This is a genomic window from Streptomyces sp. NPDC088812 (assembly GCF_044750285.1).
Classification (GTDB): domain Bacteria; phylum Actinomycetota; class Actinomycetes; order Streptomycetales; family Streptomycetaceae; genus Streptomyces.
Genome location: NZ_JBIVJP010000044.1, coordinates 1 through 22,659, shown reverse-complemented (window position 1 = coordinate 22,659; position 22,659 = coordinate 1). Strand labels below are relative to the sequence as shown.

General features: G+C 74.1%; 20 protein-coding genes. 8 read left to right on the top strand and 12 right to left on the bottom strand.

Annotated features, from left to right (window positions below; translation table 11 throughout):
- Both ACIP67_RS42585 and ACIP67_RS42580 read right to left on the bottom strand, forming a co-directional pair.
- Positions 1-662, bottom strand: a 662-nt coding sequence (locus ACIP67_RS42585) for a maltotransferase domain-containing protein (RefSeq protein ID WP_401699960.1), incomplete at its 3' end; no start/stop codon positions are given.
- 392 nt (positions 663-1,054) lie between these two features.
- Positions 1,055-1,351, bottom strand: coding sequence for a DUF5133 domain-containing protein (locus tag ACIP67_RS42580; RefSeq protein WP_401699958.1), 297 nt, complete (start codon positions 1,349-1,351; stop codon positions 1,055-1,057).
- 296 nt (positions 1,352-1,647) lie between these two features.
- Between ACIP67_RS42580 and ACIP67_RS42575 the strand changes: the two genes are divergently transcribed.
- Together ACIP67_RS42575 and glgX are read left to right on the top strand one after the other, a co-directional pair.
- Positions 1,648-2,160 (top strand): pep a2, encoded by a 513-nt coding sequence (locus ACIP67_RS42575; RefSeq protein ID WP_401699955.1) that lies wholly within the window; start codon positions 1,648-1,650, stop codon positions 2,158-2,160.
- The gene (gene glgX / locus ACIP67_RS42570) at positions 2,157-4,304 is read left to right on the top strand and encodes a glycogen debranching protein GlgX (RefSeq protein WP_401699952.1); all 2,148 of its coding nucleotides are present in this window, start codon (positions 2,157-2,159) and stop codon (positions 4,302-4,304) included. Before ACIP67_RS42575 ends, glgX begins: the two co-directional genes overlap by 4 nt.
- Before the next feature lie 126 nt (positions 4,305-4,430).
- Here the strand turns inward: glgX and ACIP67_RS42565 are convergent, their stop codons facing one another.
- A complete protein-coding gene (locus ACIP67_RS42565) occupies positions 4,431-5,234 on the bottom strand; it encodes a VOC family protein (protein ID WP_401699950.1) in 804 nt (267 codons plus the stop codon).
- A gap of 107 nt (positions 5,235-5,341) precedes the next feature.
- On the opposite strand from ACIP67_RS42565, the gene ACIP67_RS42560 reads away from it, so the two are divergent.
- Complete coding sequence (locus tag ACIP67_RS42560) at positions 5,342-5,689, top strand: ANTAR domain-containing protein (protein ID WP_401699948.1); 348 nt, start codon at positions 5,342-5,344, stop codon at positions 5,687-5,689.
- Between the two features lie 487 nt (positions 5,690-6,176).
- Here the strand turns inward: ACIP67_RS42560 and ACIP67_RS42555 are convergent, their stop codons facing one another.
- The gene (locus ACIP67_RS42555) at positions 6,177-6,968 is read right to left on the bottom strand and encodes an RNA polymerase sigma factor SigF (protein ID WP_401699945.1); all 792 of its coding nucleotides are present in this window, start codon (positions 6,966-6,968) and stop codon (positions 6,177-6,179) included.
- Between the two features lie 249 nt (positions 6,969-7,217).
- On the opposite strand from ACIP67_RS42555, the gene ACIP67_RS42550 reads away from it, so the two are divergent.
- From ACIP67_RS42550 to ACIP67_RS42535, 4 genes are all read left to right on the top strand, one after another.
- Positions 7,218-7,679 carry a MarR family winged helix-turn-helix transcriptional regulator gene (locus ACIP67_RS42550; RefSeq protein WP_401699943.1) on the top strand — a complete coding sequence of 154 codons (462 nt, stop codon included), beginning with the start codon at positions 7,218-7,220 and terminating at the stop codon, positions 7,677-7,679.
- The gene (locus ACIP67_RS42545; RefSeq protein ID WP_401699941.1) at positions 7,676-8,524 is read left to right on the top strand and encodes an ATP-binding cassette domain-containing protein; all 849 of its coding nucleotides are present in this window, start codon (positions 7,676-7,678) and stop codon (positions 8,522-8,524) included. The genes ACIP67_RS42550 and ACIP67_RS42545 overlap by 4 nt, the downstream gene beginning before the upstream one ends.
- Complete coding sequence (locus ACIP67_RS42540; protein ID WP_401699938.1) at positions 8,484-9,344, top strand: ABC transporter permease; 861 nt, start codon at positions 8,484-8,486, stop codon at positions 9,342-9,344. The genes ACIP67_RS42545 and ACIP67_RS42540 overlap by 41 nt, the downstream gene beginning before the upstream one ends.
- A 204-nt stretch (positions 9,345-9,548) precedes the next feature.
- Positions 9,549-10,070, top strand: coding sequence for a hypothetical protein (locus ACIP67_RS42535; protein ID WP_401699936.1), 522 nt, complete (start codon positions 9,549-9,551; stop codon positions 10,068-10,070).
- A gap of 124 nt (positions 10,071-10,194) precedes the next feature.
- Here the strand turns inward: ACIP67_RS42535 and hemC are convergent, their stop codons facing one another.
- The 5 genes from hemC to ACIP67_RS42510 form a co-directional block, all read right to left on the bottom strand.
- The gene (gene hemC, locus ACIP67_RS42530) at positions 10,195-11,130 is read right to left on the bottom strand and encodes a hydroxymethylbilane synthase (RefSeq protein WP_401699934.1); all 936 of its coding nucleotides are present in this window, start codon (positions 11,128-11,130) and stop codon (positions 10,195-10,197) included.
- Positions 11,131-11,232: 102 nt separating this feature from the next.
- Complete coding sequence (locus tag ACIP67_RS42525; RefSeq protein ID WP_401699931.1) at positions 11,233-12,009, bottom strand: NPP1 family protein; 777 nt, start codon at positions 12,007-12,009, stop codon at positions 11,233-11,235.
- Between the two features lie 142 nt (positions 12,010-12,151).
- Positions 12,152-13,111: an ATP-dependent DNA ligase gene (locus ACIP67_RS42520; RefSeq protein WP_401699963.1), complete on the bottom strand. Its 960-nt coding sequence runs from the start codon at positions 13,109-13,111 to the stop codon at positions 12,152-12,154.
- Between the two features lie 238 nt (positions 13,112-13,349).
- Positions 13,350-14,396, bottom strand: coding sequence for a YncE family protein (locus ACIP67_RS42515; protein WP_401699928.1), 1,047 nt, complete (start codon positions 14,394-14,396; stop codon positions 13,350-13,352).
- 116 nt (positions 14,397-14,512) lie between these two features.
- On the bottom strand, positions 14,513-16,345 hold the full coding sequence (locus tag ACIP67_RS42510; RefSeq protein WP_401699925.1) for a hypothetical protein: 1,833 nt from the start codon (positions 16,343-16,345) through the stop codon (positions 14,513-14,515).
- A 167-nt stretch (positions 16,346-16,512) separates the two neighbouring features.
- Between ACIP67_RS42510 and fes the strand changes: the two genes are divergently transcribed.
- Complete coding sequence (gene fes / locus ACIP67_RS42505; protein WP_401699922.1) at positions 16,513-17,775, top strand: enterochelin esterase; 1,263 nt, start codon at positions 16,513-16,515, stop codon at positions 17,773-17,775.
- Here the strand turns inward: fes and ACIP67_RS42500 are convergent.
- The 3 genes from ACIP67_RS42500 to ACIP67_RS42490 are packed head-to-tail and all read right to left on the bottom strand — an operon-like array spanning position 17,756 to position 22,545.
- On the bottom strand, positions 17,756-21,685 hold the full coding sequence (locus tag ACIP67_RS42500) for an amino acid adenylation domain-containing protein (RefSeq protein ID WP_401699919.1): 3,930 nt from the start codon (positions 21,683-21,685) through the stop codon (positions 17,756-17,758). The two genes, fes and ACIP67_RS42500, sit on opposite strands and share 20 nt — an antisense overlap.
- Entirely contained in the window at positions 21,682-21,909 is a 228-nt protein-coding gene (locus ACIP67_RS42495) for a phosphopantetheine-binding protein (RefSeq protein WP_385076518.1), read from the bottom strand. The genes ACIP67_RS42500 and ACIP67_RS42495 overlap by 4 nt, the downstream gene beginning before the upstream one ends.
- A 3-nt stretch (positions 21,910-21,912) precedes the next feature.
- Positions 21,913-22,545, bottom strand: coding sequence for an isochorismatase family protein (locus tag ACIP67_RS42490; RefSeq protein ID WP_401699916.1), 633 nt, complete (start codon positions 22,543-22,545; stop codon positions 21,913-21,915).
- Between the last annotated feature and the right edge of the window lie 114 nt (positions 22,546-22,659).

Genomic DNA, 22,659 nt, shown 5'->3' with positions numbered 1-22,659 from the left:
AACGTGCCGTGCGGACGCTCGGGCGTCCCCTCCGAGCGGGGGAAGAACTCGTACCACGCCCCGTACAGGGCCCGTTCCCGCTCCACCAGCAGCGGTACGGAGGGGCCGGCCGAGACCAACTCCCGGAAGGGATGGCGGTCCAGGACCTCCCGCACCTCCGGCGTCAGCGCCGCGGCGTGGCGCTCGGCCGCCGGCAGCGAGTCGTCGAGCAGTCTCCTCGCCGCCTCCCGCACCACCGCACGGGCCGGCCCGCCGGGTACCCGGGCGGCGGCCCGCTCATGGAGCCGGCCGCCCTCCTCCAGGACGAGACCCGTGTCGATGCCCGCCGGGATCTTGATCCCCGCGGTCCGGCGCCAGGTGGTGACCGGGTCGCCCCAGGCCTCCACCGTGTACGTCCAGTGGCCCACCTCGTGGAGCGTCACCTCCGCGCCCCAGCGGTCGGTGCCGGGGGCGAGTTCGCGCATCGGCGTCCACGGTCCACGGCGGCCGTCCGGACCCCGCAGGACCACGTTCGCGCCGATGGCGTCATGGCCCTCACGGAACACCGTCGCCGTGATCGGGAACGTCTCCCCGCTCACGGACTTGGCCGGTCGCCTCCCGCACTCCACAAGCGGCGAGACGTCCCGCACCGGGATACGGCCGATCGCTCTGGTGGACCTCACGCTGCACCTCCGCTGTACCGAAAAAGCGCCATCGAATAGGGCTTCCGTCGCCCGCTGTCCCCTCGCCCGCCGACGCGCCGCCCGCGGTGCGTGCCTGCCGCCGTCGCGCCGCCGGAACTGCGTCCGGTGCCTGCCGCCGGCGTCGCGCCGTCGGCATCGCGTCCCGTACCGGCCGTCGCCGCGCCCGCCGCACTGCGTCCCGTGCCCGCCGCCGACGCGCTGCTCGCCGTCCTGCCCGCCGCGGTCCCGCCTGCCACCGCGGGTCCCGCCCGACCGTCCGCCGCCGTCCCGCCTGCTGCCGAACCGCCGTGCCGTCTGCTGCCGAACCGCCCGCTGCCGGACCGCCCGCTGCCGACGCACCGGCGGAGCGCCGCGGTCGGGCCGGCGGCCTGCTACCGCTCCGCCGCGAGATGCGGCAGGGCCCGCGCGGCCGACACCCGCGCGACGCCACTGCGGCGCTTGCGCCCGCCCCGCCGGGGGAGGGCGTCCGCAGCGCCGCGCAGGTACTGCTCGGCGGCGTCCGCGGCCTCCCGGGCGCAACGCTTGCCCATCAGCACGCACAGGGTGTAACCGCAGTCCTCGAAGGTGGCACGCACCGCGACGTCACCCGGGCAGGCGAGCATCGCGCGCTCCCAGGCGCGGTAACTGCGCAGACGTCTGGCCACTTCGGTCTTGGCTGGTAGCAGCATGGCGCTGTTCACCTTCCGGGAGTTCGAGAGGTACGTCGCCCCGCGGCGAGCGGGTCGGCCCTGTACGCAGAGGTGCGAAACCGTCAAACCTCCCGAGGCCTTCACTTATGGTGCACGGTTGACCACCCAACGTCCTGTTGGATCTTGGTAATGGTGTGCTCGTGTTGCACGAATGGCGTAGCGGTCGCATTGTGGTTGTGACTCAGGAGCCAACAACACTCACGCTTCGTGTTCGGGGCTCGGTCTGCCCGACCGAGGAGGACGGCGAGAGCCTCGCCTGTGAGGAGCCAACGACGATGAAGACCGCAGTGCCCTGCTACTACCACCTCGACGTGGACGTGAGCCCGGAACGGGCCGGACAGGTCAGGCGCATCCTGGCCGCGCACCTCCGGCACTGGAACCTGGAGAACCTCGTCGAGCCCGTGTGCCGCGGAGCCGAGATGCTCCTGCGGGCCATCGACGAACACGCCACGGACAAGCACATCTCGATCGAGATGTGGTGGAGCGGCCAGCACCTGATCACCGCCGTCGGGGGCCACGACCGGGACCTGCGCCCCGACCAGGACCTGCGCGGCTGCCTGGAGCACATCGCGCAGACCAGCGACGGCTGGGGCTGCTGCGCCATCGGCACCGGCAGCACGGTCATCTGGTTCTCGCAGCGGGCCCGCGCCGGCGAGCGCGTCCCCCTGGTGCCCACCGCGCCGGAGCCGAGCCTGCGGGAGGGCCTCCAGGTGCCGCGCACCGTCCCCGTGGCCGCCCTCGCCGCCCCCACGGACGAGGCGGACGGCGTCCTGGAGGGGGCCCGGTGACCTCGCGGACCCACCGCGGCGCAGGGGTGCCCGTGTGGACCGGGCGCCCCTACCCGCTGGGCGCCGACCACGACGGCGAGGGCACCAACTTCGCCCTGTTCAGCGAGGTCGCCCAGCGCGTCGACCTCGTCCTCGTCGACGACGACGGCGGCACCCGCGGCGTGACGATGAACGAGGTCGACGGCTTCGTCTGGCACGCCTACCTGCCCGGGGTGGGTCCGGGACAGCGCTACGGCTACCGGGTGCACGGGCCCTGGGCCCCGGCCTCCGGGCACCGCTGCAACCCGGCCAAGCTGCTCCTCGACCCGTACGCCCGGGCCGTCGACGGCCAGGCCGACAACCACGCCTCCCTGTTCGAACGGGCGGGCGGGCGCCCGGACCCGAAGGACAGTGCCGGGCACACCCTGCTCGGCGTCGTCACCGACCCGTCCTTCGACTGGGGCGACGACCGCCCGCCGCAACGCGCGTACGCCGACACGGTCGTCTACGAGGCCCATGTGCGCGGTCTGACCCGTACCCACCCCGACGTCCCGCCCGAGCTGCGCGGCACCTACGCCGGTCTGGCGCACCCGGCGGTGACCGGGCACCTCACCTCGCTCGGCGTGACGGCGATCGAGCTGATGCCGGTCCACCAGTTCGTGCAGGACGGCGTCCTGAAGGACCGCGGCCTGTCCAACTACTGGGGGTACAACACCATCGGCTTCTTCGCCCCGCACAACGCCTATGCCGCCCGCGGCACCCGGGGGCGGCAGGTCGCCGAGTTCAAGGCGATGGTGAAGGCGCTGCACGCGGCGGGCCTCGAGGTGATCCTCGACGTCGTCTACAACCACACCGCAGAGGGCAACGAGAAGGGCCCCACCCTCTCCTTCCGCGGCATCGACAACGCCTCCTACTACCGCCTGGTGGACGGGGACTGGTCCCACTACTACGACACCACCGGCACCGGCAACAGCCTGCTGATGCGGCACCCCCACGTCCTCCAGCTGATCATGGACTCGCTGCGGTACTGGGTGACCGAGATGCACGTCGACGGTTTCCGCTTCGACCTCGCGGCCACGTTGGCCCGGCAGTTCCACGAGGTGTCCCGGCTGTCGGCGTTCTTCGACCTGATCCAGCAGGACCCCGTGATCAGCCGCGTCAAGCTCATCGCCGAGCCGTGGGACGTCGGCGAGGGCGGCTACCAGGTCGGCAACTTCCCGCCCCTGTGGTCGGAGTGGAACGGCCGCTACCGCGACGCGGTACGGGACTTCTGGCGCGCCGAACCGGGCTCGCTCGCCGAGTTCGCCTCCCGCCTGACCGGCTCCTCCGACCTGTACGCCCACAGCCGGCGCCGTCCGCGCGCCAGCGTCAACTTCGTGACCGCGCACGACGGGTTCACGCTCCGCGACCTCGTCACGTACAACGACAAGCACAACGAGGGCAACGGCGAGGACAACCGCGACGGCGAGAGCCACAATCGGTCCTGGAACTGCGGTGCGGAGGGGCCGAGCGGCGACCCGGAGGTACGGGAGCTGCGCGCCCGCCAGCAGCGCAACCTCCTCGCCACCCTGCTGCTGTCGCAGGGCATCCCGATGCTCTGCCACGGGGACGAACTCGGGCGCACCCAGCGCGGCAACAACAACGCCTACTGCCAGGACAACGAGATCTCCTGGGTCGACTGGAGGCTCACGGCGGAGCAGCGCGACCTCGTCGGCTTCACCCGGCACCTGGTGTCCCTGCGCGCCGCCCACCCCGTCCTGCGCCGGCGCCGCTTCTTCCGCGGCGAGACGGTGACGCACGCCGGCCAGCCGCTGCCCGACCTGGTGTGGCTGCTCCCGGACGCCCGGGAGATGACCGACGGCGACTGGCGGCGCTCCGACGCGCATTGCGTCGGCGTCTTCCTCAACGGCGACGCGATCGCCGAACCCGACCCGCAGGGCCGGCCCGTCGTCGACGACTCCTTCCTGCTGCTGCTCAACAGCTACTGGGAGCCGGTCGTCTTCCGGCTGCCCGGTCCCGGGTACGGGGAGCGCTGGACGGTGCGCGTCGACACGGTGCGGCCCGACGGCGGCCCGGACGAGACCGAGCACAAGGCGGGCACCGAGGTCGCCGTGGAGGCCCGCAGCCTGCTCGTGCTGTCCCGGCCGCCCAGGCGCTCCGAGTAAGCAAGCAGGCGGGGGCGGGCCGGCCGGGGCGCCGGAGAGCGTCGGAGACCGTCGGAGAGCGCCGTGGCCCGCCCGCCCCGGTCGTCGTGGTGCGGCGGGACCTCGGTCGTCGTGGTGCGGCGGGCCTCAGCGGTCCCGGTGCGCGGTCACCGTGAACTGGGCGCCGTCCGGGTCCCGCAGCACGGCCTCGTCGAAGGCCTTGCCCAGCACGCTGCCGCCGTGCCGCTCCGCGGCCCGCGCGCAGGCCGCCACGTCCGCGACGGCGAAGTGGACCTGCCAGTGCGGCCGGATCGTCGGATCGGGTGCCGCCTCCAGCGCGCCCGACTCGATCCGGGCCACGATGTCGCCCCGGCTGCGCAGCACCACCTCGCCGCCCTCGTAGTGGACCTCGCAGCAGCCGGGCCGGTTCGAGGCCCAGTCGAGGATCTCGCCGTAGAACATGGCGGAGTCGAAGGCGTCGCGGGTGTGCAGCCGGATGAAGGTGGGGGCCGCCTGCCGCCAGACCTCCCACTTGCTGTTCAGCGCCCCCTCCCAGACACCGAAGGTCGCACCGTCGCGGTCGGCGAGGAGCGCCGCCCGGCCGGGCGGCAGGGAGATCGGGCCGACGGCCACCGTGCCGCCGCGTTCCCGGGCCCGGGAGGCGGCCACGTCCGCGCTCGGCACCGCGAAGTACGGCGTCCAGGCGACCGCCATCTGCCACATCGCCGCGACGGCGGCGACGCCCGCCACCGGGACGCCGCCGACCAGCGCCGTCCGGAAGTGGTCGCCGAGCCTGCCCCGGCGCCACTCCCAGCCGAGGACGGCGGAGTAGAAGTCCTGGGTGGCCTCCAGGTCGCGGCTGGTCAGGCTCACCCAGCAGGGCGCGCCGAACACGGAGTGCGTGGAGACGACCTCCTTCGCACCGAGGCCGGGTTTCGGGTCATCGTTCATGGCACTCGCGTTCCTGATCTGTGGGCGGCGGCCGGGGGTCCCTTCCCCAGTGTCCGGCCGCACCCGCCCACGGCGCCTGCCGGGGGAGCCGGTGGCACGATGGAGGGGTGTCACGAGTACCGCACGGATCCCCCGACGAAACGAACCGGATCTTCGCGCTCCAGCGGGAGGTCGACCAGCTCAAGGAGGCCGTCGCCTCCCACGCCGTGGTCGACCAGGCGATCGGCGTGGTCGTCGCGCTGGGCCGGATGACGCCGGACGAGGGATGGACGGTCCTGCGCGAGGTCTCCCAGCACACCAACATCAAACTCCGCACCGTCGCGGAGCTGATCCTGCTGTGGGGGCGCGGCGGGCGGTTGCCCGAGGAAATCCGGGCGGAGCTGGAGGAACTGCTCGGCCGGCACGGCCCCGCCCGGGTGCCGGGCGCGCCTCCGCCGGCCGGTCCGGTGGCCTGACCCGCGGGCCGGTCCGGTGGCCTGACCCGCGGCCCGGTCCGGTGGCCCGATCCGCGGGCCGGTCCGGTGGCCCGATCCGCGGGTCGGGCCGCGGGTCGGTCCGGTGGCCCGATCCGCGGGCCGCCTTGGTGGCCTGCCCTGTGGGGCGGACGCACCGGTGGGCCGCCGCCCCCCGGCAGGCCGGGGGTGCCCGTCCGGCGGCCGGTGCGTCAGCCGGTCCCGGGGGCGGCTGACGGTTCGCGTCGGGTACGGCCGGCGGTCCGTGGCGGCGGCCGTCGGTTCGCCGTGGGGACGGCCGGCGGTTCCAGGGGCAGCCCTGGGCTCGCCTCGGGTGCGGCGGGCGGCGGCTGCCGTCGGTTCGCCGTCCGTTGGTTCGCCGTGGGGACGACGGGCGGTCCCCGGGGGGCAGTCGTCGGTTTGCCACGGGTGCGACGGGGTCCCGGGGGCGACCGACGCCTCGGCGCGACTCGCGGCCCGGCGACGGCCGTCAGTTCGCCTCCGGCACGACCTCCTCGCGCAGCCGGGCGAAGCAGCCGCTGAGCAGCCGCGAGACGTGCATCTGCGAGATGCCGAGCTGCTCGGCGATGCAGCTCTGGGTCATCCCGCCGAAGAAGCGCAGGTACAGGATGGTCCGCTCGCGCTCCGGCAGGGCCCGCAGGCTCGGGGTGACCGCCACCCGGTCGACCACCGTGTCGAAGGCGGGGTCGGGGTCGCCGAGCGCGTCCTCCAGGGCGTAGCCGTCGGTGCCGGGCATCTGCGCCTCCAGGGACAGCGCCGTGAAGCACTCCAGCGCCTCCATCCCGGTGCGCACCTCGTCCTCGCTCAGCTGCGTGAACTCGGCGATCTCGGCGACCGTGGGGGGCCGCCCGGAGGTGGTCTGGGAGAGTTCCTTCGCGGCGTGCCGCACCCGGTTGCGCAGGTCCTGGACCCGGCGCGGCACGTGCAGCGTCCACATGTGGTCCCGGAAGTGCCGCTTGATCTCCCCGGTGATCGTCGGCACGGCGTAGGCCTCGAAGGCGCGGCCGCGGTCGGGGTCGTAGTGGTCGACGGCCTTGACGAGTCCCAGGGCCGCCACCTGGTAGAGGTCTTCGAGGGCCTCGCCGCGACCCCGGAAGCGGACGGCGATCCGCTCGGCCATGGGCAGCCAGAGGCGGACCAGCTCGTCCCGCAGCGCTCGCCGCTCGGGCCCGTCGGGCAGCTGGGCGAGCCGTACGAAGGACTCGGCCGTGTCCGGGGCGTCGTCGTGGGGGTGCTGCCTGGTTCTGACGGTGGAACGCATCACGCGCGCCTCCCTCAGGAAGGTGCCGGTGGATGGACGGACACCGTGGGACACGGGCCTCGGACCCGGCGGTGAGATCACCCGGGGCGGCCGGCGCGGCGGGGTCCCACGGACGTGCCTCCTGTCCGAAGCACATCCCTGTCCATGCCCCGAATGGGTGCTTCTGAAACGGTTGTACGGGTATTGGACGTTTTTGCCTTGACCTGTTCTTGGTCCAGTTACCTCTGACACAGAGGTAATCTCGGCCGGGTGGACGCGGAGACCGAGACCTTCCCCGAAGAGCTGGCCGACGCGCTCGTCGGCGTCCAGCGGCTGCTCAGGCGCCGGCTGCGCGCGGGGCTGACCGTGCCCCGGCTGCGGGGCGCCGAGGTCGAGCTGCTGAGGCTCGTCGAGGCCCGCCCCGGCGTCGGCGTCTCCGACGCGGCCAAGGAGCTCGGCCTGGCGGGCAACTCCGTCTCGACGCTCGTCAACCAACTGGTCCGGGACGGCCACCTGGTGCGGGAGACCGACCCCGCCGACCGGCGGGCGGCGCGCCTGCTGCTCACTCCGGCCGCCGAGGCCCGGCTGCGGGACTGGAAGCGGCGCCGCGCCGAACTCGTCGGCCGGCATGTCGCCCGTCTGGACGCGTCCGACCGGGCGGCGCTGCGCGCCGCGCTCCCCGCCCTGCGCACACTCGCCGTCCACCTGCACGAGGAGGCCGAGGAATCATGACCACCGCCACCGCCACCGCCGCCGATGCCGTCGCCTGCACCCGGCTCGCCTACGCCTTCGGTGACACCAAGGCCGTCGACGGGCTGGACCTGACCGTCCGGGAGGGCGAGGTCTTCGGCCTGCTCGGCCCGAACGGCGCCGGCAAGACCACGGCGATCCGCTGCGTCACCACCCTGTTGCCGGTGCCCTCCGGCATGGTCCACGTCTTCGGCCACGACGCGGCCAAGGAGCGCATGGCCGTACGACGGCTGCTCGGCTACGTGCCGCAGCAGCTGTCCGCCGACGCGAGCCTCACCGGCCGGGAGAACGTCTCCCTGTTCGCCCGGGTCTTCGACGTCCCCCGCCGCGAACGCGCCGAACGGGTCGCCCAGGCCCTGGCCGCCGTCGACCTCACAGACGCCGCCGACCGGCTCGCCGGCACCTACTCCGGAGGCATGATCCGCCGGCTGGAACTGGCCCAGGCCCTGGTCAGCGCGCCGAGGCTGCTGATCCTCGACGAGCCGACCATCGGCCTCGACCCGATCGCCCGGACCAGCGTCTGGGAGCACATCACCGCCGTCCGCGAGGCCACCGGCATGACCGTCCTGGTCACCACCCACTACATGGATGAGGCCGACCACTACTGCGACCGGGTCGGCCTGATGCACCACGGCCGCATCCGCGCCCTCGGCACCCCGGCCGAACTGCGCCGCGGACTCGGCGAACGCCGGGGCGACCGGGCCACGGACCCGCTGCCGACCCTGGAGGACGTCTTCCGCGACGTCGCCGACAGCGGCCTCGACGACCAGTCAGGAGATTTCCGCGATGTCCGAAGCACCCGCCGCACCGCCCAGCGTGTCGGCTGACCGCGCCCGGGACCGGGGCATCGGCCTGCTGGTGCGCCCGCCGGAACCCCGGGCGGGCTGGCGGCTGCTGCCGGCCCGCGTCGCCGCGCTGTGCGCGGTCGAACTCCAGAAGCTGCGCCACGACCGTACCGAGCTGTACACCCGGGCGGTCCAGCCCGCCCTCTGGCTGCTGATCTTCGGTCAGACCTTCACCCGGATCAAGGCGATCCCCACCGGCGGCATCCCCTACATCGACTACCTGGCGCCCGGCATCATCGCCCAGTCCGCGATGTTCATCGCCATCTTCTACGGCATCCACATCATCTGGGAACGCGACGCGGGCATCCTCAACAAGCTGCTCGTGACGCCCACTCCGCGCTCCGCCCTCATCACCGGCAAGGCGTTCGCGGCCGGGGTGAAGTCGGTGATCCAGGCGGTCGTCGTGATCGTCATCGCCGCCCTGCTGGGCGTCGCGCTGACCTGGAACCCGCTCCGGCTGCTCGGCGTCGCCGCGATCGTCGTCCTCGGATCGGCCTTCTTCGCCTGTCTGTCGATGACCATCGCGGGCATCGTCCTCAGCCGCGACCGCCTGATGGGCTTCGGGCAGGCGATCACCATGCCCCTGTTCTTCGGCTCCAACGCCCTCTACCCCCTCGACGTCATGCCCGGCTGGCTCCAGGCGGTCAGCCGGGTCAACCCCCTCAGCTACGAGGTGGACGCCCTGCGCGGCCTCCTCCTCGGCACGCCGGCGCACCTCGCGCTCGACTTCGGGGTGCTGATCGTCGCGGCCGCCCTCGGCATCACCGCGGCCTCCTCCCTGCTGGGCCGGCTGGCCCGCTGATCTTGCCGGGCGGTGACGGGTGTGACGTGATGTGCGGCACGCCCGCGGACCGCCCGCGCGCGGCCCTCGGACGGATCGTGCCTGCGCACGGCTTGATCGGCGATCAAAAGGGGTGAACCACCTGGCCACCGTGCATTCCGCTCATTTGACAGTGCACAGAGCACACGGATAGGAAGCAGCCCGTAGCAAGTCGAGAGGTGGACCGTGTACGAGCCGAACGTGGTCGGGGACTGGCAGGAGTACGACGAGCATGCCGGTCTGCGGGTCCGCGTCCACCGTCTGGAGCGGGCCGAGCCGCCGCGCGGGCGCGACGACGCGGCCGAGGGCCTGACGTACTTCTGTCTGCGGGTGACCGTCGAGAACCGCGGCGAGCGCGGCTTCGGCGTGCACCTCGAGGACGGGCAGATCGACGTGCGCATCGGACCCGACGGGGAGGGCGCCTTCGTCGACTGGCGCAACTCGCAGTTCATCGAGGGCTTCGACGTCTACCCGCTGCGCCGTGCCACCGCCGTCCTGTACGCCGCCGGGCCGGAGGCCGCGCTCGGCCAGGTGGACGTCCAGATCCAGCTGCGCGTCGACGACGAATGGGCGGGGCGCCGGATGTGGTCGGGCGGCCTCGGACTGCACGAGGCGGCGGCCGGCGCACCGGCCGGCGGGGGCCGGGAGAGCCTGGCCCGCCAGGTGAGCAACTTCCTGCGGGACCAGGCCGAGGAGGGCACCGCCTGACGGCCCGCCCGCCGCGGCGGCCGCACCTCGGCGGCTTCCCGCGTCGGTGGCTTCCCGCGTCGGTGGTTCCCCGCGTCGGTGGTTCCCCGCCCCGGCGGCTCCCCAGCGGCAGAGGGGCGCCGCCTCAGTGGGGAATGCCGTCGATGATCTCTCGCGCGCCCTGACGCAGCAGCGCGACGGCCACCGACGTGCCGAGCGTGGCCGGGTCGAGCCGGCCCGCCCACTCGTGGGCGTTCAGCCGGGTCTTGCCGTCCGCGGTGAACACACAGGCCCGCAGGGACAGTTCGCCGCTGCGGTCCACGCGTGCGAACCCGGCGATCGGGCTGTTGCAGTGCCCCTGGAGCACATGCAGGAACATGCGCTCGGCGCTGGTCTCCCGATGGGTGGCGGGGTCCCCCAGCCCGCTGACGGCGTCGATGAGGGCGGTGTCGCCCTCCCGGCACTGGAGGGCGAGGACGCCCGCCCCGATCGGCGGCATCATCGTCTCCGGCGAGAGCACCTCGCTGATCACGTCCGTCCGGCCGATGCGCTCCAGCCCGGAGACCGCGAGCAGCAGTGCGTCCGCCTCGCCCGCCGCCAGCTTCGCCAGCCGCCGGTTGGCGTTGCCGCGGAACGGCACGCACTCCAGGTGCGGGTGGGTGGCGGCCAGTTGGGCGACCCGGCGCACCGAGGAGGTGCCGATGCGGGTCCCCGCCGGCAGCTCGTCGAGGGTGAGCCCGCCGGGGTGCACCAGGGCGTCCCGGATGTCGTCCCGCTTCAGGAACGCGGCGAACACCGTGCCCGCGGGCAGCGGCCGGTCCGCCGGGACGTCCTTGACGCAGTGCACCGCGAGATCCGCCTCGCCGGCCAGCAGCGCCGCGTCCACCTCCTTGGTGAACGCCCCCTTGCCCTCGACCTTGGACAGGTCCCCCATCCACTTGTCACCGGTGGTCTTCACGGGGACGACCTCGGTGCGCACACCGGGGTGCAGCACGGCCAGCTCGGCGCGGACGCGTTCCACCTGGGCCAGGGCCATGGGCGAGTCGCGGGAGACGATGCGGATGAGTTCCGGGACGGACATGCGGGACACCATAGACCCTTCCGGGGGCGTCTTCGTGCCGGACGGCGCCACTCCGGTGCCGGGAACCGGACCCGTGTCCCGGGGCCGGTTCCCGGCACCGGCTCAGGCGTAGGGGTCGAAGGCGAGACCGGACGGCTCGGCCGACGCCAGGTGGGCGGCGAAGTTCGCGTCCTTCAGGCCGAAGTTGGCGCTGCCGAAGTCGTAGGCGCTCAACGTGTCGCGCAGGCCCGACGGGTAGCCGTTCCAGCCGACCAGCGGCGGGTACTGCCAGGTGGCCTTGTGGTTCTCCGGCGGCTCGTCGTTCGAGTTGGCCAGCCGGAAGCAGTGGGTGCTGACCCCGTCCTTGTGGTAGACGACCTTGGCATGCGTGCCGTCGAAGCGGACCCCGGAGGCCGCGGTGACGGTGAACGAGCCGTGGTTGGACGTCGAGACGTACTGCACCTGGTTGTTCTGCACCCAGACCACGACGTGCTCCCAGTCGTGGCGGTGGCCGCCGATGCTGCTGCCCGCCACGGCCTGGTCCTTCTCGAAGTACAGGCCGTAGAGGTACGCGCACCAGCCGTTGTTGCACTTGTAGCGCGAGTAGCTGTTGGTGTTGTCCAGGTCGGAGGCGTCGCGGCAGCTGCCGTTGAGGGCGCCGGTCGGGTTCAGGCCGCCGTTGACGGTGCCGTCGGGGCCGATCGCGGGGGTGGAGTAACAGCCGTCGGTGTCGTAGTCGAACGCCGGCTGGTAGGTCAGCTCGGCGGCCTCGGCGTTGGCCGGGAGCGCCTGCGGCGGGGCGGCGTAGGCCGCGGTGGGCAGGGCGACGACGAGCGCGGCCGCACCGGCGAGTCCGGTGAGCCATCTCCTGCGGTGGGCCTTGGGGTGCGATGACGACACTGCGTCCTCCTCGGGTCCGGGCGCAGCCGAACGGCTGTGGGGGAAAGGGAAGTTCAGCTTCCCCGACCTTCATGTCCACGCCAAGAGGGTGGGGGCGTATCCGTGGTGAAGCGCAGCCCAACACTTGACCGCCGGGACCGCGTCAGGACTCCGGGGCGTCCGGGAGGTCGGCCGCGGACTCCTCGGGGGTGAGGTCGGTGCGCAGCCGCAGCCAGGACGGCTGGCGCAGCATTCCGGCCCGGGTCCGGGTGCTGAAGCGGATCTCGCCCACCAGCCGGGGCAGCACCCAGTGCGCGCCCGGCGCGCGCGGCACCGGGGTGAAGGGGCACACGTCGGTGGTCAACGTCCGCAGCAGCGCCGCGAGTTCGCCGCGTTCGGCCTCGCTCCAGCCGGTGCCCACGCTGCCGACGTACCGCAGGTCGCGGCCCGCCCGCTGTCCGGCCAGCAGGGCGCCGGGCAGTCCGGTGAGCCGGCCCTTCCCGGGCAGCCAGCCGCCGACCAGGACGTCCGCGGTGCGCATGTTACGGATCTTGATCCAGGCCCGGGAGCGCACACCGGGCTCGTACACCGAGTCCAGCCGCTTGCAGACCAGCCCCTCCAGACCGTGCGCGCGGGTCGCGTCGAGGGCCTGCCGGCCGTGCCCGACGAGCGCGCCGGGCGTCGACCAGAACGGCCCCTCCAGGCCCAGCTCCTCCAGCCGGGCCCGCCGCCGCAGGTAGGGCAGGCGCACCAGTGAGCGGCCGTCCAGGTGCATCACGTCGAACAGCACCAGGTGGACGGGTGCCGTCGCCGCGAGCCGCGCGGCCCTGGCGGGCGACCCGGCCAGCCCCATCCGGGACTGGAGCAACTGGAAGTCGGCCCGGCCCCGCCGGTCCAGCGCCAGCACCTCTCCGTCCAGGACGGCGGCCGTACGGCCCAGCGCGGCGCCGAGCGGGCGCAGTTCGGGGTAGGCGGCGGTGATGTCCTCCCCCGACCGGGCGCGCAGCACCAGGCTCCCGTCGCCGGGGAGGTAGACCACGGCCCGCTGACCGTCCTGCTTGGTCTCGTAGGCCCAGCGGGCGTCCTGTGCCGCGGGCGGGAGCGAGCCGGGGGTGGCGAGCATGGGGGCGATCAGCGGCAGGGTCACGGGTGAGGTGTCGACGCGTGCGCCGCGCGCCACGCGCGCCCCTCGGCCCTTTCGCCCGAACGGAGGTTCCACCCGGACGGAGGGGGCCGCCCCCGGCGAGGGCCGCACCACGGCGGCCCGGGACGGGACCGCCCGATCCACCGGGGTGCGGCCCCGCCCCCGCCGCAGGGGCGGGGGCGGAGCGCCCCGGCGTCCGATCCGCCGGGGCACCTTCTCAGTGCAGGTCGATGACCGTCACCGTGTCGGCGCCGTTCTCACCGGCACCCGACTTGTCGACGACGTAGGCGACGCCGTCGGCGACCTCCACGTGGTTGGGGTTCGCGCCGGTGGCGACCGTCGCCTCGACGACGCCCTTGCCCGGGTCGACGACCGTGGCGGTGGCGGCGGTGCGGTTGACCACGACGACGTCACCCGAGCGGTCGTCGGTGTCGAGCGACAGCGCGCCCGCGCCGGTGGTGATCGTCTTGGTGACCGTGCCCGTGCGCAGGTCGACGACCGAGAGGGTGCCCGCGGTCTGGTCCGCCGTGTAGGCCGTGCGGCCGTTCTTCGACAGCGCGACGGAGATCGGGCCGTCACCGGCCGGAATCAGGCGCGGGGTGTCCGAGTCACGGGTGACCTCGATGATCCGGTCGTTGTTGAGGTCCGCGGCGTAGACCGTGCCGGTCTTCTCGTCGACGGCGAGACCGGCCGGGCCCGAGCCCTCGACCGTGACGCGCTTCTTCTCCGTCAGGGTCTTGGAGTCGAACGCGACGAGCGCGGCGCCGGAGAAGGCGCTGGCCCACACGGTGTTGTGCTTCTCGTCCACCACGATCTCGCGGGCGTGCGCGACGTTCGGCAGCGTGGCGAGGTGTTCGCCGGTCTTCTGGCTGTAGACGGCGACCGTGTTCACGCGGGTGTTGGTCACCCACACGGTGTTGTGCTCGTCGTCCACGGCCACGCCGTACACGCCCTCGAGGGTGCCGGTGGCGGCGTCGGCGACCGGCGGGGTGATCGTCTGCTCGACCGCCAGGGTCTTCGGGTCGACCTTCAGCAGGGCGGTCGGGTTGGCCGCCCGGCCCACGGAGGTGGTCACCCAGAGCGCGTCGTTGCGCTCGGAGTAGGCGGACTGGTACTGGCCGGCCGCGAGCGACACGGTGGTCGCCGTCGGGGCGGCGGCCGACTTCGCCGACGCGGTGCCGGCCAGCGCCACGGAGGAGCCGGCGGTGAGGACGACGGCGATGGCCGCCGAGGTCAGGGCACGGCGACGGTCGATGCTGGTCATGATGGATGTACTCCTCAGGAATGCTCGGGAAAGAGAACCGATGAGAGATGCGGGCGCCCCGGGAAGCGGGGCGGCCCGGCCGGCACGGGACGCGTGCCGGGGTCCGTGGGGGTCCGTCAGCCGCCGGCCGGTGCCCCGGAGGGGCGGCGGCGTACGACGAACAGCGTGGTGGCCGCGGCTCCGGCGGCCCCGCCCGCGGCGGCGGCGCCCGCCGACCAGGCGATGGTGGCGTAGGAGACCGGGGCCTCGACCGAGGCGGCCGCGGCGAGGGTCTTCTCGGTCGTGCCGGGGGCCGCGGTGGACGAGGTCTGCGCGCCGCTCGCCTCGGCCACGGTGAACTCGACCTTCAGCGAGGTCGGCGGGTTCGGCGCGAGGAAGCGCAGCCAGTGGGCGCCGGGCGCGGTGTCCGCGGGGACCGTGACGTCACCCTCGTACGAGCCCTGCGCGTCGGCCGTCCACTGGCCGAGGATGGCCTCGTCGTCGAGCTTGACGGTGACGGTCTGTCCGGCGGGGAACTTGGTCACCTTGAAGTGCAGCGTCCCGCCCGCCTGCACCTCGCTCGCGGTGATCTCGGCCTTCGCCCCGGCGGAGTTGGTGGCACTGGCGGGCTCGCCGGACGCGGCCGGCACCGGGGTGGCGGAGGTGCCCGAGGTGCCCGTGCCGGAGGGGCCGGCGGACGAGGTGCCGCCGGACGAGCCGGTCGACGCGGCGGTGGACGAGGTGACCGTGAAGGAGGCCTTCAGGCTGGTCGCCGGGTTCGGGGCGAGGAAGCGCAGCCAGTGGGATCCGGCCGGGGTGTCCGCCGGGACGGTGACGCTGCCCGAGAAGGAACCGTCCGCGCCGATCCCGCCCTGCCACTGCCCGATGATCTCGCTGTCGTCCAGCTTGACCGTCAGCTGCTGCCCGGCCGGGAAGCCCGTCACACGGAAGGAGACCTTGCCGCCCGCGGCGACCTGGGAGCCCGCGGTGATGGTCGCGGAGGTGGAGGCGGACGAGGTGCCGCCGCTGCTCGACCCGGTGCTCGCGCTCGACCCGGTGCTCCCGCTCGACCCGGTGCTCCCGCCCGAGCCGGAGCCGCTGCCCGAGCCGCTGTCCGAGCCGCCGGAGCCGCCGCCCGAGGAACTGCCGGACCCGCCGCTGCCGCCGCTGCCGGTGGAGGCCGCGGTCACCGTGATGTCCGCCTTGAGGCTGGTCGCCGGGTCGGGTGCCAGGAAGCGCAGCCAGTGCGCGCCGGCCGAGGTCGACGCGGGGACCGTCACCGAGCCGGTGAAGGTGCCGTCCGCGGCCACCGCGCCCGCGAACTGATCGAGGATCGCGCTGTCGTCCAGCTTCACCGTGACCGTCTGTCCCTCGACGAAGCCGGACAGGCTGAACGCCACCTTCTTGCCCGCCGTGACCGAGGCGCCGCCGGTGAGCTTCACCGCCGGTGCCGCCGCGGACGACGACGACGGCGACGACGACGGCGAGGGCGACGGCGAGGGCGAGGAGGACGGCGACGGCGAGGAGGACGGCGACGGCGACGCCTGGGCGGAGGTCACCGTGAGGTCCGCGCTGCGCACGCTGGTCCCCGTGGCGAGGAAACGCAGCCAGTGCCCGGCCCCGGCGCTCGCGTCGGCCGGGACGGTCACCGTCCCCGAGAAGGTGCCGTCCGCGCCGAGCGTGAACTGCTTCAACAGCGTCTTGTCGTCGAACTTGACGCTGAGCGTCCCGCCCGCCGGGAACCCGGCGACGCCGAAGGACACCTCGCCCCCGGCCCGGACGGTGGTGGTGCCGAGCGTCACCGTGGGCGACGCCGCCTCCTCCTCCGCCGCCAGTGACACGGTGTCATGGGCGTCACCGACCGTGGGGAGGGCCAGGGCCAGCCCGCCGATGCCGAGGGCCGTGCCCGCGGTCAGTGCGATCATCCGGCCGCCGAGCCGCCGGGCGGGGGTGGGTCTGTGAGAGGTCATGAGAGCTGCTCCTGGCAGATGAGAGAGGTGCTGCTGAGGACGGTGCGTGGTCGAAGGCGCCGTGGTGCCGAGGCGGTGTGCCGCCGAGCGCGAGGACAGACGAGGTTAGGCTTGCCTAATCGGAAGTCACGCATCGGAAGTGCCTCACCCCACCGGAGTCCGCCCGTATGTCCTGGTCCGCGCCGCCCGAGGGCGCCCCGCACCACCCGCCCCGACTGCCGCGCCCGCACCCGCTGCCGCGCCTGACGCGACCGGCCGCCGCGCTGCCCGGGCCGGACGGCACCGAGGAGTTCTGGGAGCGGGTCCGCCGCACCGGCACCCCGCTCGTCGCCCCCGATCCGCAGGGCGCCGCCGACCACCGGGCGGTGACGTTCCTGTGGCGCGGGACCCCCGCCACGCGCGCCGTGCAGGTCCTGCCCAACAAGCTCGGCGACCCGCGCGATCCCGCCGGCAACCTGATGGAACGGGTCCCCGGGACGGACGTGTGGCACTGGACGCTCCGTCTGCGCCACGACTGGCGCGGCACCTACGACCTGTACGTCGACGAGGGCGGCGGACCCGAGCCGGACACCCCGGCCTACTGGCGGTGGCTGCGCACCCGGCGCCGCACCGACCCGTACAACCCCCGCTCGCTGCCGCACCGCTGGGACGGCACCCCCGTCCCGTACGCCGAACTCCCCGCCGCGCCGCGGGCGGTGGACTGGGAACCGCGGCCCGGCGTCGCCCGGGGCACCGTCACCGAGCACCGGGTGCCGAGCGGCCGGCTGGGCGGCACCCGCCGGGTCTGGCTGTACCGGCCGCCCGGCGAGCCCGGACCGGCGGCCGGGCTGCCGGTCCTGGTGCTCCTCGACGGCGAGCACTGGGAGCCCCGGCTGGGTGTGTCGCGGCTGCTCGACACCCTGATCGCCGACGGCCGCGTCCCGCCGCTGGCCGCCGTGCTGCCGGAGGCGGTGGACGAGCCCACCCGCTGGCGGGAACTGGCCTGCCGCCCCGAGTACGTCGCCCACCTCACGGACGAACTGCTGCCGTGGGCGGCCCGGCACCTGCCGCTGACCGACGACCCGGCCCGGACCGTGATCGCCGGACAGAGCCTCGGCGGGCTCACCGCCGCCTACGCGGCGCTGGCCGCCCCGCACCGCTTCGGCAACGTCCTGGTGCAGTCCGGCTCGTTCTGGTGGCCCGTCGGCCCGGACGCGGAGTGGCTGACCCGCGTCCTCGCCGAGCGGCCCCGGCCGCCGGTGCGGTTCCGGCTGTCCTTCGGCGAGCAGGAGTGGGTGGCGCTGCCCGCCGCGCGCCGGCTCTGGGACACCCTGGCCGCTCTGGGCTGTCACGACTCCTCCTTCCGGGAGTTCAACGGCGGTCACGACTACCTCTGCTGGCGCACGGAGATGGCCGACGGACTGGTGGAGCTCATGCGTCCAGCTCCTTGAGACGCGCGCGGAGATGGACCGCGACCTCGTCCAGATGCCGGTCCGCCATCAGCTGCGGATGGGTGCAGTCCAGGTCGTGGTTGTCGATCGCGCCGCTCACGTGCGGCCGCCACGCCTCCCGCGTCAGCCAGTCCTCGGGGCGGGGGGCGGCGGCCGTGAAGAACAGCACGTCGCCCCGGTACGCGCGGTGCCGGTGCTCGCGCATCATGCGGGCGTGGTTCGGCACGATGTCGACGATCCTCGACAGCGTCGCGTCGGACAGGCCCGCGAGGGGGCTGCCGGCCCGGCGCAGGGTGGCCAGGACGTCCTCGCGGGTGCGTTCGCCGGCGCGGTCGAAGCCCGCCATGCGCAGCACGGCGGTCAGCGCGTCGCCCTCCTCCGGCGCGGGCCGCTCCCGCCACTGCTCGGCCGGGAACGCGTCGAGCAGCGCGAGGAGTCCGACCTCCTCACCGGCCTCCTGGAGCAGCACGGCCACGGCGTGCGCGAGGATCCCGCCCACCGACCACCCCAGCAGCCGGTACGGGCCCCGCGGCCGGATCTCCCGGATCCGCGCGGCGTAGTCGGCGGCCTCCTCCCACAGGGTGGCCGGCAGCGGCTCGTCCCCGGCCAGGCCACGGGCCTGGATGCCGTACAGGGGCTGTCCGGGCCCCAGACGCGCGGTGAGCCCCGCGTAGCACCAGGCGAGTCCGCCCGCCGGGTGGATCGCGAACAGCGGCGGCCGCCCGCCCCCGGTGCGCAGCGGCAGGACGACGTCCAGGGCGTCCCGCGCGGCCGGTCCCGCCGCGTCGACGCGTACGGCGAGCGCGGCCGGTGTCGGTGCCTCGAAGAGCGATCCGATGGTCAGCTCGGCCCCGCACTCCTCGCGCACCCGTGCCACCAGCCGCACCGCGAGCAGCGAGGTGCCGCCGAGGTCGAAGAACGCGTCGTCGGGGCCGACCCGCTCGACACCGAGCACCTCGGCGAAGAGCCGGGTCAGCGTCTCCTCCCGCGCGGTCGCCGGGGGACGGCCGTCCGCGCCGCCCGCGAAGACGGGGGCGGGCAGCCGGCCGCGGTCCAGCTTGCCGTTCGGGCTGAGCGGGAACTCCGCCAGGGCCACCACGGCCGTCGGCACCATGTGCTCCGGCAGTTCCCGCGCCAGCGCGGCGCGCACCGCCACGGGGTCGGCGGTTCCGGTGACGTACCCGACGAGCCGGTCCTCGTGGACCAGCGCGCAGGACCCGTCGACGCCCGGCCGGGCCGCCAGCGCGGCCTCGATCTCGCCGAGTTCGATCCGCTGCCCGCGCAGTTTGACCTGGTGGTCGGTGCGGCCGAGGTACTCGACCTCGCCGTCCGGGGTCCAGCGGGCGACGTCGCCCGTGCGGTACATCCGGCCGCCGGGCGGCCCGAACGGGTCGCCGACGAACCGGGACGCGGTCAGCTCGGGCCGGTTCAGGTAGCCGTCCGCCAACTGCACGCCCGCCAGGAACAGTTCACCCGGCACACCCGGGGGGCACGGCTGGAGCGCCGCGTCGAGGACGTACAGGCGGGTGTTCCACACCGGCCGGCCGATCGGCACCGCACCGCTGCCCTCGGGGGCGCAGGCGTGGTGGGAGACGTCGACGGCGGCCTCCGTCGGGCCGTACAGGTTGTGCAGTGCGACGCCCGGCAGCGCCCGCCCGAAGGCGTTCGCGGTCTCCCGGGGCAGCGCCTCGCCGCTGCAGAACACCCGGCGCAGCACCGCGCGGCAGCCGCCCGCCTCCGGCGCCGCCAGGAACACCTGGAGCATCGACGGCACGAAGTGGCAGGTGGTGACGGACTCCTCGCGGATCAGCCGGGCCAGACGGTCGGGGTCCTTGTGCGCGCCGGGCTCGGCGACGACCAGCGTCGCGCCCTCCCGCAGCGGCCAGAAGAACTCCCACACCGACACGTCGAACGAGGAGGGCGTCTTCTGGAGCACCCGGTCGCCGGCGGTGAGCCGGTACGCGTGCTGCATCCACCGCAGCCGGTTGTCGATCGCCCGGTGCGGCACGACGACCCCCTTGGGCCGGCCCGTGGAGCCGGAGGTGTAGATCACGTACGCGGGGTGGGCGGGGGTGAGCGCCCGTGCCGGGGGCACCGCCGGGCAGCCGGAGACGTCGAGCCCGTCCAGCACCACGACCGGCGTCCTCGTGTCCCGCGGGAGCCGGTCCGCGCGGTCGGCGACCGCACAGACCGGCGCCGCGTCGTCGAGCATGTACGCCAGCCGGGGCGCCGGGTAGTCGGGGTCGAGCGGCAGATAGGCGGCGCCCGCCTTCAGGATCGCGAGCAGCGCGACCACCAGCTCCACCGAGCGGGGCACCGACACCGCCACCACCGAGCCCGGCCCCGCCCCGAGGCCCTGGAGGTGGTGCGCCAGCCGGTTGGCGCGGGCGTCGAGTTCGGCGTACGTCAGCCGTGTGCCGCCGTGCACGAGCGCCGTCGCGTCCGGGGTCCGCGCGGCCTGCGACTCGATGGGGCCGATCAGCGTGGTCGGCGGCACGGGGTGGTCCGTGCGGTTGAACTCCTCCAGCACCAGCGCCCGTTCGACGGGTGTCGCGATCGGGTGGGCGGCCAGCGGCCCGTGCGGGTCGGCGGCCGTCAGACGCTCCACCAGGCGCAGGAACCGGTCCTGGTGGGCGGCGAGGGAGTCCTCGTCGTACAGGGCGGGGTTGCCGTCGTGGTCGATGCGCAGCCCCCGGCCGTCGGCGCGGTCGTACACGTTGACCGTCAGGTCGTCGACCGGACCGGCGGACAGGTTGCGGGCGCGGGCCGGGGTGCCCGCGAAGTCCACGCCGTAGTCGAAGGGCATGACGTTGACCAACGGGCCCACCAGACCGCGCTGTTCGCCGAGCAGGCCCAGGTCGCGGCGGATGTCCTCGTAGCGGTAGCGCTGGTGGCGGCGCACCTCGCGGATGCCGAGCACGACCTGCCGGACGAGGTCGGCGAAGGTCGCCTCGGGGGTGACGGACAGCCGCAGCGGCAGGACGTTCATCACCATGCCGGGCACCCGCAGCGCCACCGAGCCCATGCGGCCCATCAGCGGCAGCCCCAGGACGACGTCCTGCCGCGCGGTCGCCCGCGCGGTGTACAGGGCCTGCGCCGCGATCAGCACGTCCGGCCAGGTGGCCCGCAGCCGTGCCGCGAGGTCGCGCAGCCCGTCGGTGACGTCGGGTGCGAGGTGGGCCGTGCGGCGGTGGAACGTGCGGGACGGCAGTGCGCCGCGGCCCGCGAGACGGGGCGCCTCGGGGCGGTCGGCGAAGGCCCGCGTCCAGTGGTCGCGGTCGGCGGCGAACGTGTCCGACGACCGGTAGGCGGCGTCGTCCGCGACCAGGTCGGCCAGGCGGCCGAAGGTACGGACGGGCGGCTCCTCGCCGCGGACCAGCGCCGAGTACACCTCGGCGGTGCGGCGCACCAGCAGCGAGTAGCCGAAGCCGTCCATCACCAGGTGGTGGATGCGCTGGTACCACAGCCACCGTTCGTCGCCCACCCGGATCAGGGCGTGCCGGAACAGCGGTCCCGCCGCCAGGTCGAACGGCCGGGCGAGGTCGGCGCGCATCCACGCCTCCGCCCGCTCCTCGGCGTCGCCCGTTCCCGCGTCGCCGGTTCCCGCGGTGTCGCCCGTTCCCGCGGTGTGGCGCAGGTCGAGCACGGTGAGCGGCAGCTCGACGTCCGGCACGAGGTGCTGGCGCGGACCGTCCGCCATGTCCTCGACGCGGACCCGCAGCGACTCCGCCTCCTCGGCGACCCTCCGCAGGGCCTGTGCGAACGCCGGTGCGTCGAGGGGGCCGTCGAGGTGCAGGCACTCGGCCGTGTTCTGGGCCGGGCTGAGCGGATCCAGGGCCTGCGCGAACCACATGCCCGACTGGGCCGCCGTCAGCGGCAGCACGGTCTCGGTGGGGTCCGGGGCGTTCATACGGCCCCCAGCAGGGCGGTCCAGGCCTCGACGGCCGGCCGCTCGGCGAGGTCCGCGAAGTCGGCGGTGACGGCGTGCTCGCGCCGCCAGCGCTCCAGCAGGGTCATGATGCGGACCGAGTCCAGGCCGTAGTCGAGGAGGTTCTCGTCGACCGGGATGTCCTCGGGCTCCTCACCGAGCACGTCGGCGACGTCGGCACGGATCAGTTCGGTGGTGAGGGCCATCGCTCAGGCCTCCCCGAAGACGGCGTCGGTGGTGGTGACGACCGCGCAGCGGCCGGCGGTCCAGCGCAGGGCCGTGTCGTGGTCGTCGCGGGTGAAGTCGGCGACGGCGTCGGCGACGACGAACGCCTGGATGTCCCGCGACCACGCGTCGCAGGCGGTCGTCATGACGCCGATGTGCGCGTACACGCCGACGACGACCAGTTGGTCGCGGTTCCAGCCGCGGATCCGTTCCTCGAGGTCGGTGCGGGTGAACGCGCTGTACTTCCACTTGGTCAGCAGGGTGTCGCCGGGCTGCGGCGCGACCGGGGCGGGCACGGCGAGTGCCTCGGGGTCGTCGGCGACGCCGGGGCCCCAGAAGTCGAGCTGGAGTCCGCGTTCCTGGGGGGTCTGGCCGCCGCGCTGGGCGGAGTAGACGACCGGTACACCGAGTCGGCGGGCTGCTGTCAGCAGCCGTGCGGTGTTGGCGAGCATGCCGGTCAGCGGCTGCTCGTCGGTGGGGAAGGCGGACAGGAAGTGCTGCTGGAGGTCGTGCACGAGCAGGACGGCGCGGGCCGGGTCCACGGTCCACGACACCCGGTTGACGGGCAACTCGTCGACGGTCGGGAGCGGATACGGGGAGATGGCGGGAAGTGCCATGGGGAGAGGGCCTTTCAGTGCTGCTCGGCGCTGGACCGCAGCTGCTTCTTGCTGACCTTGCCGACGCCGGTCTGCGGGAACGCGTCGACGAACTCGACGAGATCGGGGACCTTG